The sequence below is a fragment of the Flavobacterium anhuiense genome (assembly GCF_050990855.1).
Lineage (GTDB): Bacteria > Bacteroidota > Bacteroidia > Flavobacteriales > Flavobacteriaceae > Flavobacterium > Flavobacterium anhuiense_C.
On record NZ_CP158861.1, the window covers coordinates 1,584,303 to 1,598,067 of the forward strand.

A 13,765-nucleotide genomic window follows, 5' to 3' on the forward strand; every position below is an offset into this window, starting at 1 on the left:
AGGCTTTTTTATTAGTGTAAATTCGTATAATTCGTGTTTAGAACAGTCCGTTTAATTCGGCGTCAATTTTATTAATGATGTTTCCTAAATCTTCAGGATTGTCAACAAAATTGATGTTATCAACGTCAATGATTAGTAATTTTCCTTTAGTGTAAGTTTGAATCCATGCTTCGTATCTTTCGTTCAAACGGCTTAGATAATCGATCGAAATAGAGTTTTCATACTCGCGTCCGCGTTTGTGAATTTGTCCTACTAAATTCGGAATCGAACTTCTCAAATAAATCAATAAATCTGGAGCTTTAACCAAAGATTCCATTAATTCAAACAAAGACGTGTAATTTTCAAAATCACGGCTTGTCATCAAGCCCATTGCATATAAGTTGGGAGCGAAAATATGGGCATCTTCATAAATTGTTCTATCCTGAATGATTTTCTTTCCGCTTTCACGAATTTGCTGCACTTGACGGAAACGGCTATTAAGGAAATAAATCTGAAGATTAAACGACCAACGTTCCATTTGATGGTAGAAATCATCCAAGTACGGATTATCAACTACATCTTCATAATGAGGTTCCCATTTGAAATGTTTCGCCAATAATTTGGTCAGAGTAGTTTTTCCTGCGCCTATGTTTCCTGCTATTGCTATGTGCATTACGGTGTTACGATTTTATAATTTGATATATCTGTAGCTGTAAAAATAGACAAAATTTGGTCTTTGTAATAAAAATTATCAAAGGTTTTTTCTAAAATTTTAATCTCAGAAATTGCCTCTGGGTTCGACTTATTAAAGCCTTTGTAATACATTAAATGATCCTTGCTGAAAAGATATTGTAAAGGACCAATTATCGCAATTTTATCAAAATCAGTTATTTTACCCAATGAAGTTATTTTACCGAAAATATCACAAGAAAACCAATTGTTTTTCTTGTCAATCCAATAGAAAGTATTAAAGTCGGTTTGATAATAATGAATTGGTTCAGTCAGTGGAATTGAAACTGTTTTATATTCATTTTTTAAATAATCGAATAGTCCAATTTGTTGATTTAAAGTGTTGTAAATCCAAAGTTGATTTTGTGTAGACATTCCGATTGCACTTACAACAATCGGAGTTGCGTTTTGAGAAAAATTAATTTCGGTCATCTTGTTTAATTGATTATCCAATAAAACAACGCTATTGAAATCTTCGTAAAACAACATTATTTTTAACGGATTCTGGAGATCGACTTTTGTGATTTTCCCCAAAGAAACATTTTTGTATTCGAAAATCTCTTTTCCTTTAATTTTGCTAAAAACGTTATTTGTTATTTGATACGAATATCCAAATGCATCATATCCTAAAAACTCGTCAGAAATATTCTTATGCTGCGAAATTAATGTTGGATTTATACGCAAATCTTGAGCTGACAGCGTATGAAAACTGCAGAAAAGAAATAGGGAGTATAAAATTTTTTGCACTGTTTTACGCATTAGGAAATGGATTTGTAAGAGCACCAAATTACGAAAAACTCTTTTTAAAATTTAAATTTTAGAACTTAAACCTTTTCTAAATCTAATAGTCTAAAAAATAGGCGGTTTTATCTATATCATATTGCAATTAATATATTTAGTTTTTTGAATTTTAAAATAAATAATACATTTGAATATAAGTTGTATCGCATTTACACACTTTAAAGAAAATAAAATGAAAAAGATATTTTTATATATGACTATAATGCTTGTTTCTCTGCAAATTCAAGCTCAAAAAGATTTTCAAGGAATGGCTATTTACGAGTCAAAAACACAAGCGCCTAAGTTTGAAGGAATGCGTGGAAATAGAGACATTACGCCAGAAATGCAAAAAAATATGGAAGAGCGCATGAAAAAAATGCTCGAGAAAACATTCACTTTAAACTTTGATAAAACAGCATCTATTTATAAAGAAGAGGAAAAGCTAGAAGCACCAAACCAGCAGCAGGGAGGTTTTAGAATGATGTTTGGATCGCTTACAGGCGGAGGCGGAACTTTTTATAAAGATGTAAAAACAAAAACTTATACCGTAGATAAAGAATTTATGGGCAAGGAATTTCTTGTTGTGGATTCTCTTCCAAAATTAAATTGGAAACTAGAACAAGAAACCAAACAAATTGGCGGTTACAATTGCTTTAAAGCAACGGCTGTAAAACAAGCAAGTAAAACCGATTTTAGAAACTTCAGACCTAAAAAAGACGACAAAAAGGAGGAAGAAAAAAAGACTTCGGGAGATACGAAAACCAATTTTGCAGATAATTTTGAAATGCCAAAAGAAATTGTGGTAACAGCTTGGTATACACCAGAAATTCCGATTAATCAAGGGCCAGAAAATTATTGGGGACTTCCAGGTTTAATTTTAGAAATTAACGATGGAACGACTACTATTTTATGTTCCAAAATTGTCTTGAATGCTAAAGATAAAGTGGAAATAAAACCTTCTAAAAAAGGAAAAGTAATTTCTCAAAAAGAATATGACGAAACAGTAATTAAAAAAATGGAAGAATTTAGAGAGATGAACCGTGGTCGTGCGGGCGGACCTCCTCCGCCTCCAGGAAGATAAAAAAATATAAATTCCAAACTTCAAATTCTAAATTTCAATATTTTGATAATGAATAGAATACTCTTTGTTTTTTTCTTTCTTTTTACTTTTATATGCTTTTCTCAAAGTGTTCGACTTGATGGTTTTATTCAGGATGAACAGAAAAATCCGTTGGAAATGGCCAATATTATGGCAATTAACAATGGCACCAAAGCAATGGATTCGTACGGGATTACCAATGATAAAGGCAAGTTCCAGCTCACATTAAAACCCAATACAGCCTATACAATTAAAGTAAGTTATTTGGGAATGAAATCTAAGGAAATTACGATATCGACAAAGGCGGAAAACATGACACAAAACATTGTTATGGATGGTGCAGGAATCGAATTGGAAGGTGTTGAAATTGTTCGTGAAATGCCTGTCTCGATAAAAGGAGATACAATTGTTTACAATGCAGATTCTTTTAAATCGGGAACCGAAAAGAAGCTCGAAGATGTTCTGAAAAAATTGCCTGGAGTTGAGGTAAACGCTGATGGAGAAATTGAAGTGGAAGGAAAAAAAGTCAGCAAATTAATGGTGGAAGGAAAAGATTTTTTTGATGGAGATACCAAATTAGGTGTTAAAAATATTCCTGCAGACGCTATTGATAAAGTTCAAGTTTTACGAAATTACAATGAAGTTAGTGCACTTAAAGGTCTTGAAAACGATCAAGATAATGTGGCAATGAATATCAAGTTGAAAGAAGGAAAAAAGAACTTTTGGTTTGGAGATGTGACTGCCGGAATTGGCGTTGCAGAGCTAGACAGCCGTTATATCATTAATCCGAAACTATTTTATTATAGTCCAAAATACAGCATTAATTTAATTACCAATTTTAATAATATTGGCGAATTACCGCTGACTGCACAAGATTATTTTAAGTTTACGGGCGGATTTAAAAACATGATGAAAAAGGGCGGAAGCAATTTTAATGTTTCGTCTAATGATTTGGGAATTTCGCTGTTGCGAAATAATAGAGCAAAAGAAATTGAAACCAAATTTGGCGCAACAAACTTTGCTTATTCTGTCAATAAAGCTTGGAATATTAGCGGTTTCGGAATTCTTTCAACTTCAAAAACAGATTTAGAAACCAAATCGCAAACGACAATTTTAGATTCTGGAGATCAGCAGAAACGTGATGAAATGACGCATCAAAAAAATAATTTAGGACTTTTTAAATTAAGTTCAACTTATAAGCCTAGTGATAAGTTTCAGTTTGATTATGACATCTTGACCAAATTATCAAAACAAAATGAAGATACAGATTTACTACGTGAGTCGGTTGTAGATAATGTTTCTGCCGTGGAAACGATTTTGACTCAAAAGAAACAAGATCCAACTTCAATCAATCAGAATTTGAGTTTGTATTATACGCAAAGCAGTAAAAATATTTTTGCTTTCGAAATGCAGCATTTATATCAAGACGAAAATCCATTTTATAATGCCAATTTAAGAACACAGCCTTTTGATTTATCAGGATATATTTCGGGGCAGAACAGAAATGATTTGAATCAAAATCGTTTTGTGAAAACGAATAAACTAGACGCTAAAATGGATTACTATTATATGGTAACACCAAAAAGTAACATCAATATTACGCTAGGAAATACGTATTCGTATCAAAATTTTAATTCTCATATTTTTCAAATGCTAGATAACGGAGATCGAAATGATCTTACTGATGCCGAAAACAATAACGATGTTGATTACCGTTTTAATGATGCTTTTCTAGGTTTTCATTATAAAATTTTGACTGGCAAATTTACGTTTACACCTGGAGTAAGTCTGCATACGTATCAAATGGCAAACGGACAATTGGGATCTGATTATTCTCAGAATTTTGTAAAAGTATTGCCAGATTTCTTTGCTTTATATCAAATCAAAAAATCGGAAACGCTTACCTATAATTTCTCTCTCACGAATGATTTTACTGATATTAACCAATTGGCTTCAGGATATGTTTTGTCCGACTACAGTAGTTTATTTCGTGGAAATCGTTTCTTAGAAAATGCTACTTCGCAAGTGCATTCGCTTCGTTATTTTAAATATAATATGTTCAATTTTGAAAACATTTTTGCGAATGCAACTTATACAAGAAAAGTAGATGCCATTAAGACAAAAGCCAATTTTGATGGTATTAACCAATCTTCTGTGCCATACAATTCCAATTTGGCCGATGAGACTTTTAGCGGAATGGGAAATTATGGGCGTTCGTTTTTAAAGAATTATAAAGCCTCTGCAAATGCTAGTTTTAATTGGTCGAAATTCAATAACATTCAAAACAATCAATTGGCAACCACAGAGAGTTTTGTTCAGAGTTACACGGTAAGAGCATCAACAAATTATAAAAACCTTCCAAATATTGAATTTGGATATAATTTGTTGATTAACAAATACAGCGGTTCAACTTTTTACACGGATAAACCATTTGCAAGATTAGACTATTATTTCTTAGATAGTTTTTCTTTTGTTTCAGAATATGAATTCTATCATTATTATAACGGAGATAAAACAGTTGACAACGAATATGATTTCTTAAGTGCGAGTTTGGTCTATCAAAAAAAGAACAGCAAATGGGAATATAAAGTTTCGGCAACCAACTTGCTTAACACCACTTACCTTAATGACGATAGCTTTTCGCAATTCTCCACACGAGTTTCTCAATACACAGTTCAACCGCGTTATATTATATTTTCAATGAAATATAATTTGTAGTATTTTTATTGTAAAATAATATTGTTTTGTGATTTGTTTAATGAAGAATCAAATATCTTTGCGCTATATTATTAACGATTAAAAACGTGATCATGCGCAAATTTACATGGAGTTCTTTACTCTTTTTTGCCGGAATGTTTGTTTCTTTCTCTCAAACAAATGGCATTGAAAAAGGAACTTATTTGTCTACAAATAAAGGAGGAAAGATTAAGCTAAACTTATTAGAGGATAATAAATATGAATTGGTTTTTTATTCTGGAGGGTATGAGATTAAAGGAGATTCACTAGTTTTCTTAAAAAGTACTAACAATGCAGTAAGCAGATTTGATCTTTCTTTTGCTACAGATAAAAAAGCAAAAAAAGTCAAGATTAAGTTTCTAAATCCATCTTATTATTCCTTTTATATCGGAACTCAAAAAGGTTCGGAATCAGTTCAATACCAGAAAATTGCAGATATCAAAACGAAAGTTGATCCTGAATGGAAAACCACTGATGTAGATTTTGAAATAGAAAAAACGGATTTCCTTTATCTTGTTTACGAAGAGTATGGCGGAAAAAGCGATGTTAGTAAATATGCCTTGCCAAAAGATGTTTCGGAAGTAACGATAAACTACGATTTGGCAGTTTTAAGCGATTTAAATCTCGTTGGTTCTTTTGATAAAAAAACAAAAGAATTGAGAATTTCTGATCAATATGGAAAAGATCCTTTAGTTTTTATAAACGAAAATGAGGAGAAGCCAGCTAAAATGCCAACAGTAGTTCCTTTAGAAAATCAAACCCTAACAAATTGGACGTATCCAGGAAAAGATTCTTATAAAGACGATTATGGAACAATAGTTGACAGCGCCGCTGCAGTTGTAGAAGCAGATCCAGTTGATGTCGCAATAGCGCCACCAGCATATACCAGATATGACTTTAAGTTAAAAGTTGAAAACAATCTTAAAAAAGCAATTGAATCTACAAAAACTGCCAGCAATAAGTTTTTGGTTGTTGTAGTTGATAATAAGAATAAAACTGCAAAAGAAGGTTTCGATGCTTTTGTAAAAGATCAGGAAACGCAGACAGGATATAATATGTACGATTCGTACAATGCTCTTTATGATATTTACAATTATTATATGGCTGGAGCCGATGATAAAAAATGGCTTAAAAACAATAAAATTACCAGCGACCCAAGCATAATCATTTTAAACGGAGAAGGAAATCAACTGGCTATTGCAAAATCAGATTTGGCGACTCAACAATATCAGTTTAGTTATTATGGTGATTTTTACAGAAGACTTCAGAGAGCAAACGTTTTTCTTTCGATAAACAATGTTTTAAAGAATAAGAAAGCATCTGATGCCGATTTAATTGCAGCTTTTAATAAGGCCGCGTTACTAGAATCTTCTTATGATTATGAAGGAGAATCGACTGCAAACGATCCAAATTCAGCTGAGTTTGTAGTTACCAAAACAACATTAAATCAAAAAGAAGTAGCTCAATCATGGAAAAGACTAATTGAATCGCATCAGAAAGATAAAAATGTAGATATGTATTTGGTTGAAACAATTTTGAAAGAAATCAAAAACCAAGGATTTACAAAACAGCTTTTCAGTACTGACAGAATTCTGAATGATACAGATTTCTTAGCTATCGATTATTTGTTGCAACACTCAGAAGAAATTGAAAATAAGCGTGCAGCTTATAATAGTAAACAGGATGAACTTCATACGGTTGGAAACGTATTTTCTGAAATATCAGATGCCTTGCAACAAAACTTGTATCTTTACCAAGATGGTGTTTCTGGAGAAATGAATAAAGAAAAAATCAATTTACTTTATAAAAAAATCATCGAATCTGGAAAAGGCAATTTTGATGCTTATAGAAACTATTTTTACTACTTAGCTCAACTTCAGGAAAATGATGGATCTAATGTATCTTTCTTAAAAGAGTTCAATACTTATTTTGACAAGACTTTGTCAGGAGCAAGTCCAATTGAAAAACTAGACGCTATTTTTTCAGGATTAGATTCTAGTTCAAGTTATTCTTATGATGGGTGGAATTCATTTAAAGAGTATCATTCAAATCTTTGCAATAATGCGGCTTGGATGGTAGTTGAGAATTCTCAAAATATAAATTTTCTTAAAGATGCCATCAAATGGTCTGAATATAGTTTGGTTGTAACCAAAAACAATCCTTATTACTTAGATACTTTAGCTCAATTGTATTATAAGGATGGACAAACACAAAAAGCTATTGAAACGCAAGTTTTAGCAGTAAAGTTTATCACAAACGATGTTGATGGAGACACGACAAATCAAATGAAAGAAGTTTTAACAAAAATGAGTAACGGAACTTATTAATAAAGAATTATAAGGTATAAATAAAAAGCCGATTTCTAATTTAGAAATCGGCTTTTTTATGTTTAGCTAAACTAAGATTTCTAATAATCTAAGTTAGGCTATGGATCTAAAATTTATAATCCGAATGCAGCTTTTACTTGGTCAACAAAATCAAGTTTTTCCCATGTAAACAACTCAACAGTAACCGTTTTTTCGTTTCCGCCTGGAGCAGAGAATGTTTTAGTAACCGTTTCTGGTTTACGTCCCATGTGTCCGTAAGCTGCTGTTTCGCTGTAGATTGGGTTTCTTAATTTCAAACGTTGCTCGATAAAGTAAGGACGCATATCAAAGATAGCTTCTACTTTTTTAGCGATTTCACCGTTAGTTAAGTTTACTTTAGAAGTTCCATAAGTTTCAATGAAGATTCCCATTGGCTCAGCAACTCCAATTGCGTAAGAAACTTGAACTAAGATTTCGTCAGCAACACCAGCGGCAACTAAGTTTTTAGCGATATGACGAGTTGCATAAGCAGCACTTCTATCTACTTTACTTGGGTCTTTTCCAGAGAATGCACCACCACCGTGGGCACCTTTTCCGCCGTAAGTATCCACGATAATTTTTCTTCCTGTTAAACCAGTATCTCCGTGAGGTCCTCCAATAACGAATTTTCCTGTCGGGTTAATGTGGTAGTTGATTTTATCGTTAAATAAATGAGCGTGCTCTGGGTTTTTAGCGATAATTCTTGGAATCAAGATTTCGATAATATCTTTTTTGATTTTAGCCAACATCGCCGCTTCTTCATCAAAATCATCGTGTTGCGTAGAGATAACAATTGCATCAATACGAGTTGGTTTGTTATCGTCGCTGTATTCTAAAGTTACTTGAGATTTAGCATCTGGACGTAAATACGTGATTTCTTTGTTTTCACGTCTTAAAATAGCTAACTCTTGTAATAATTTATGAGATAAATCTAATGCCAACGGCATATAATTTTCAGTTTCGTTTGTAGCGTAACCAAACATCATTCCTTGGTCACCAGCACCTTGCTCTTCTGGCTTAGCTCTGTCAACACCTTGGTTAATATCTGCAGATTGTTCGTGAATAGCTGAAAGAATTCCACAAGAATTTGCTTCAAACATGTATTCACTTTTAGTATATCCAATTTTACGGATTACCTCACGAGCGATTTGCTGAACATCAAGATAAGTATTCGATTTTACTTCACCTGCTAAAATCACCTGACCAGTTGTAACTAATGTTTCGCAAGCTACTTTTGAATCAGCGTCAAATGCCAAAAAGTTGTCAATTAATGCATCCGAAATTTGATCTGCAACTTTGTCTGGATGCCCTTCACTAACAGATTCTGACGTAAATAAATAAGCCATAATAATGTAATAATAATATATTAATTTTTTAAAAATTCAGCAGGAAAAGTAATTGCTAAAAAGGGCTAAAGGAGAGTTTCTGCTTTAGCATTTTTTACTGCTGAAATGAATCTTTCAGCATTCATAATGAAACCATTTCATTATGAAGAGGTTGCAATCAGTTCAAATTTTTCCTCTGTTTCGGGTGCAAAGGTATGAAACCATTTTGATTTGCAAATTAAAGTTCAACTTTTTTTATTTTTTCTAGCAGAAATTTAACAATAACATACTATTTTGATAGGGTAATAGGAAATATTTTGTTTTTTGTTTGGCTGATTCAAAAATAGTTCGCAACTTTGCCCCGTTAAAACAAAAGAAACAAATGAAATTTACAGTTTGCAATATGATGTCTTGTAAGATGCCGGAGTTCTCCGCAGAGACGCTATTGTAGTTATTTTTCAGTACTAATATAGATAGAGCCTCTGCAGAAACGCAGAGGTTTTTTTATGCTCTAAAATAATAGATAAAAAAAAATATAAGAAAATTTCAATTTTAATTTGGTGGTTAAATAAATATTACTACTTTTACTCTATCGAATTAGTCGAGTTTAAAGAATAGTCAAATTCAATTTTAAATAAAAATGAAAGCAATAGCTAAAAGAAATATGATGTGTTGTAAGATGATGCAAATGTGCATCCCACATTGCTGTTGCCAAAAGTGAAAGAATAAATCTTTGTTATAGTTAAGCTATAGCCCTTTTGGTCGCCATCCGAAAGGGCTTTTTTTATTCCAAATCATTTAAAATTAAAAATCATGAAAACATTAAATTCAATCGCAATAGAATATTTATTGAGAAACAATTCTCAAAACAATAATACTACATCAGAAGAAATAGCAAAAGAAGTGGTAAGGATAAATGAGGAACAGGTGAAAAATCAAAAATCACTGCTGTTTCATTTGTATGATTTGGAAGAAGAAGCAGAAAGCCTTTTTGTCGCTTCACTTCGAATTCAATAATACTATCAAAAAATCAAATTACAATATAACGTATTAACAATATTAAAAAACTAAGAAATCATGAGTACACAAAAATTTGCAACAAACGCATTACACGCAGGCCACGACTTTACTAAAAATTCAGGAACAAGAGCGGTGCCAATCTATCAAACATCGTCTTATGTATTTAATAATGCCGATCATGCGGCCAATTTATTTGGCCTTGCCGAAGCTGGATTTATTTACACAAGATTAAATAACCCAACAAACGATATTCTGGAACAGCGACTGGCAGCACTTGAAGGCGGAATCGGAGCAGTCGTCACCGCTTCTGGAGCATCGGCAATTTCTACAACATTCTTAACTTTATTAAAAGCAGGAGATCATATAGTAGCGTCAAACAGTTTGTATGGCGGAACGTACAATCTTCTTAAAGTTACACTGCCAAGATTAGGAATCACAACCACTTTTGTTGATCCTTCAAAATCAGAAAACTTCACTAAAGCAGCTAAAGAAAATACACGAGCTTTCTTTGTGGAATCTCTTGGAAATCCAAAATTAGATGTGCTGGATTTAAAAGCAATTTCGGCAGAAGCCAAAGCATTCAAAGTGCCATTTATAGTAGATAATACAGTTGCGACACCTTATTTATTAAACCCAATTAAATATGGTGCCGATATTGTCATTCATTCCTTAACTAAATATATCGCAGGAAACGGAACTTCATTAGGAGGCGTTATTATTGATGCTGGAAACTTTGACTGGGCAAACGGAAAATTTCCTGAATTTACCGAGCCATCTGCAGGATACCACGGATTAGTATATCATGAAGCTTTAGGAAATGCAGCTTTTATAGCAAAAGCTCGAATTGAAGGTCTGCGTGATTTTGGTGCTGCTTTGAGTCCATTTAATGCTTTTCAGATTATTCAAGGGCTAGAAACACTTCCAATTCGAATTAAGAAACATAGTGAAAATGCTTTGGCTCTGGCCGAATGGTTAGAAAAACAAGATGAGGTGGTTTGGGTAAATTATCCAGGCTTAAAATCTAGCAAATACAATGCTTTGGCAAAAGAATATTTGCCAGAAGGGCAAAGCGGTATTATCACTTTCGGGTTAAAAGGAGGTTTTGACGCAGCGAAAAAAGTAGTAGGCGATACCAAATTATTCTCTCTCTTGGCAAATATTGGTGATACTAAATCACTAATTATTCACCCAGCAAGTACGACGCACCAACAATTAACAGATCAGGAGCAAGTAGAAACAGGGGTTTCTAAAGATTTAATCCGTCTGTCTGTTGGAATTGAAGATATCGAAGATTTAATTGCAGATCTGCAAACTGTATTTGAGAGCGTTTCACTTTCTCAATTCAGCATCAATAAAAATTAGGTTTTTTTGTTTTTTGTTTGAAAAATTGCCTTTAGCGAGTGGTTTTGCTAAAGGTAATTTTTTATGAAAAGCATCTTTATAAATTAAATCATGTAGAGGCGCACTGCAGTGCGTCTTAATTATGGTTAAAAATTAAAATGTTAGAAATTATGTCAAAGCTTAAAATAAACATTATCCTTTTCGGAATTGGAAATATCGGAAGTACTTTGATTAATCAAATTGTCGAAAGTCAGGAGTTTTTTCTGGAAAGCAAGAACGTCGATTTTCATTTTCCAATAATAACCAATTCGACGGTTGCTTTTTTTGAGAAAGAAGGTGTTGGCTATGCTTGGGAAACCAATTTTAGACAATTGGCCGTTCCTTTTAAAGTAGAAGATATTGTCGAATTTGCACAAGAGAATGAATTTGAAAACCTCATTGCAGTAGATGCAACCGCCAGCGATGAATTGGTGAAGCATTACAACACCTTAATTAAAAACGGATTCAATATTGTAGCAGTAAACAAAAAAGCCAATACGCTCCCGATTGACTTATATAAAGAACTGCGAGCCAATCTTAAAAAGTACGATAAAGAGTTTTTGTATGAAACCTCGGTAGAAAGCGGAATTCCGGTTTTACAGACCTTGAGAGATTTGTATTATTCGGGTGAAAAAATTACAAAGATTCGAGGCGTTTTCTCTGATAATCTGAGCTATGTTTTTAATCGATTTTCATCAGAAGACGTTTCCTTTTCATCTGTTTTAAAAGATGCTAGTCTTTTAGGATTTATGAAATCAAACTTTAGAGAGGATCTTTCAGGAAACGATACCGCCAGAAAGCTTTTGATATTAGCGAGAGAAATAGGAAAAGATTTTGAGCTTTCAGACATTACAATCAAACCCTTTATAACTGAAGAACATTTAGAAAAAAATGGAGTGTTAAATAAGGACGCAGTTGACAAATCTTTTAAAATCGCTAAAATTACTCAGGCAGAAAATCATGTATTGAGATTTGTAGGAGAATTTGATTTGGAAAAAGGCAATCTAGAAGTCAAATTAATCTCAGAACCAATAGATTCACCAATCGGGCAATTGAAAGGTTCTGATACCATTTTTGAAATTTTCACTAAACCTTACGCCAATATTCCAATCGTAATTCAAAGTGCTCCACCATGTAAGCAAGCGATTTCTAGAGGAATTATAACCGATATTCTGAAAATTGCCGAGCGAATTAGGAGTAAAGAAGCTGTTTGGCTTTAAAATTTTAGTTAAAAAAAACAAAAAAGAGAAAAAAGTTCTTTGATAAATTGATTTGTCAAGTGGAGTTATGAAGAGAAACTAGTTTATTTTGTAAGTTTTTTACCTGTATTACTTCGTTTTCGTTTTTGTAAGATGTTTTTTGTCGTTAAAAAACACATTTTCAACGAATTTTGTAATTAAATTCTTGAATTTTATTTGTGTAATAAAAAAAATATTTGCATATTTGTTATACCCAAAAACTACTAGAAATCAAATGAACTTAAAAGTCAACAAAATGTTTTGTGCCATTTCGGTTAAGACCGAGGTTGGGGTGTTTATTGCTTAAAAAAATTGTAAGAATACAATAAAATATAGTAAGAGCCTCCGATAGAAATATTAGGAGGCTTTTTAATTTAATGAAAATGCAGAATTTAAAAAAACAATATAAATCACAGATGAATAAATCCTTACAGATGAACACTAAGATGTTTGCTGTCGCGCTTATTTGCGTGAACGTCTGTTGATACTAAAAGTATAAATGAGTTTAAAAACTTAAACCCTTTTGGTATCTAAAAATCCAAAAGGGTTTTTTTATTCCAGAAAACGAATTAACGAAAAGATAAACGAGAAATAAAGATTATAAAACACAACTTAACTAAAACTTAATATCATGAGCAAATTGAACTACTTCGCAGAAAAAATTTCTAAATTGAAAAACAGAAGGACAAAAAATAACAATCCGCCGCCAACAAACGAATTGGCTCACCCAAGATTCGGAATCACAGAGGAAGATAAAAGTGCTGCTAAAAAAGCACCAAACTCTTTATTGTTTTTGATGTATTCAAAAGAAAATGAAACGCTTTTCATCTAAATTGAAAAGAGATATAAATTAGGGTACCACCTGCTTAATTTTACTGGGCATTCCTGTTCGGTAATTTTTTGCGTATAATAGTTTTTGATAAAGTTGTTCTCAGAAATTTAACAAACACTTTTAGATAAAATTTGTTTGTTAGAGAAATTAGTAGTTAATTTGCACTCGTTAAGTTCAAACAAATATTGAAATGTTATAAAGAAAGGACGAGGGATTAGACCCGATGAAGCCTTAGCAACCCTTCGGTAAAACGAAGAAGGTGCTACATTCTACCACGCCAAACGTGGAAAGATAACAACAAG

10 protein-coding genes and 1 riboswitch are annotated in these 13,765 nt (G+C 32.5%); of the genes, 7 read left to right on the forward strand and 3 right to left on the reverse strand.

What is annotated here, in order from left to right:
* Nucleotides 1-37 precede the first annotated feature (37 nt).
* The gene (locus ABTV69_RS07180) at nt 38-652 is read right to left on the reverse strand and encodes a deoxynucleoside kinase (protein ID WP_260672371.1); all 615 of its coding nucleotides are present in this window, start codon (nt 650-652) and stop codon (nt 38-40) included.
* Complete coding sequence (locus tag ABTV69_RS07185) at nt 652-1,467, reverse strand: hypothetical protein (protein ID WP_433834941.1); 816 nt, start codon at nt 1,465-1,467, stop codon at nt 652-654. Before ABTV69_RS07185 ends, ABTV69_RS07180 begins: the two co-directional genes overlap by 1 nt.
* Nucleotides 1,468-1,681: 214 nt before the next feature.
* On the opposite strand from ABTV69_RS07185, the gene ABTV69_RS07190 reads away from it, so the two are divergent.
* The 3 genes from ABTV69_RS07190 to ABTV69_RS07200 all read left to right on the forward strand — a co-directional run bounded on the left by ABTV69_RS07190 (nt 1,682) and on the right by ABTV69_RS07200 (nt 7,650).
* Entirely contained in the window at nt 1,682-2,569 is an 888-nt protein-coding gene (locus ABTV69_RS07190) for a GLPGLI family protein (protein WP_433834942.1), read from the forward strand.
* A gap of 48 nt (nt 2,570-2,617) precedes the next feature.
* Nucleotides 2,618-5,305, forward strand: a complete 2,688-nt coding sequence (locus ABTV69_RS07195) for a carboxypeptidase-like regulatory domain-containing protein (RefSeq protein ID WP_433834943.1) — start codon at nt 2,618-2,620, stop codon at nt 5,303-5,305.
* 92 nt (nt 5,306-5,397) lie between these two features.
* Nucleotides 5,398-7,650 (forward strand): hypothetical protein, encoded by a 2,253-nt coding sequence (locus ABTV69_RS07200; RefSeq protein ID WP_433834944.1) that lies wholly within the window; start codon nt 5,398-5,400, stop codon nt 7,648-7,650.
* A 113-nt stretch (nt 7,651-7,763) separates the two neighbouring features.
* Here ABTV69_RS07200 and metK read toward each other — a convergent pair whose 3' ends face one another.
* On the reverse strand, nt 7,764-9,014 hold the full coding sequence (gene metK, locus ABTV69_RS07205; protein WP_111367782.1) for a methionine adenosyltransferase: 1,251 nt from the start codon (nt 9,012-9,014) through the stop codon (nt 7,764-7,766).
* A 792-nt stretch (nt 9,015-9,806) separates the two neighbouring features.
* Here metK and ABTV69_RS07210 point away from each other — a divergent pair.
* The 4 genes from ABTV69_RS07210 (at nt 9,807) to ABTV69_RS07225 (ending at nt 13,463) form a co-directional block, all read left to right on the forward strand.
* Nucleotides 9,807-10,010 (forward strand): hypothetical protein, encoded by a 204-nt coding sequence (locus ABTV69_RS07210; protein WP_433834945.1) that lies wholly within the window; start codon nt 9,807-9,809, stop codon nt 10,008-10,010.
* A 60-nt stretch (nt 10,011-10,070) separates the two neighbouring features.
* Nucleotides 10,071-11,375, forward strand: a complete 1,305-nt coding sequence (locus ABTV69_RS07215) for an O-acetylhomoserine aminocarboxypropyltransferase/cysteine synthase family protein (RefSeq protein ID WP_433834946.1) — start codon at nt 10,071-10,073, stop codon at nt 11,373-11,375.
* A 149-nt stretch (nt 11,376-11,524) separates the two neighbouring features.
* A complete protein-coding gene (locus ABTV69_RS07220) occupies nt 11,525-12,613 on the forward strand; it encodes an aspartate kinase (protein WP_433834947.1) in 1,089 nt (362 codons plus the stop codon).
* Nucleotides 12,614-13,262: 649 nt separating this feature from the next.
* A complete protein-coding gene (locus ABTV69_RS07225) occupies nt 13,263-13,463 on the forward strand; it encodes a hypothetical protein (protein ID WP_379794640.1) in 201 nt (66 codons plus the stop codon).
* A gap of 190 nt (nt 13,464-13,653) precedes the next feature.
* A riboswitch (SAM riboswitch) is annotated at nt 13,654-13,761 on the forward strand.
* The last annotated feature ends 4 nt before the right edge of the window (nt 13,762-13,765 follow it).

Coding starts and splice junctions, on each gene's coding strand:
- ABTV69_RS07200 (WP_433834944.1), top strand. CDS start 5,398: ATGCGCAAATTTACATGGAGTTCTTTACTCTTTTTTGCCGGAATGTTT.
- metK (WP_111367782.1), bottom strand. CDS start 9,014: ATGGCTTATTTATTTACGTCAGAATCTGTTAGTGAAGGGCATCCAGAC.
- ABTV69_RS07225 (WP_379794640.1), top strand. CDS start 13,263: ATGAGCAAATTGAACTACTTCGCAGAAAAAATTTCTAAATTGAAAAAC.
- ABTV69_RS07220 (WP_433834947.1), top strand. CDS start 11,525: ATGTCAAAGCTTAAAATAAACATTATCCTTTTCGGAATTGGAAATATC.
- ABTV69_RS07190 (WP_433834942.1), top strand. CDS start 1,682: ATGAAAAAGATATTTTTATATATGACTATAATGCTTGTTTCTCTGCAA.
- ABTV69_RS07185 (WP_433834941.1), bottom strand. CDS start 1,467: ATGCGTAAAACAGTGCAAAAAATTTTATACTCCCTATTTCTTTTCTGC.
- ABTV69_RS07195 (WP_433834943.1), top strand. CDS start 2,618: ATGAATAGAATACTCTTTGTTTTTTTCTTTCTTTTTACTTTTATATGC.
- ABTV69_RS07180 (WP_260672371.1), bottom strand. CDS start 652: ATGCACATAGCAATAGCAGGAAACATAGGCGCAGGAAAAACTACTCTG.
- ABTV69_RS07215 (WP_433834946.1), top strand. CDS start 10,071: ATGAGTACACAAAAATTTGCAACAAACGCATTACACGCAGGCCACGAC.
- ABTV69_RS07210 (WP_433834945.1), top strand. CDS start 9,807: ATGAAAACATTAAATTCAATCGCAATAGAATATTTATTGAGAAACAAT.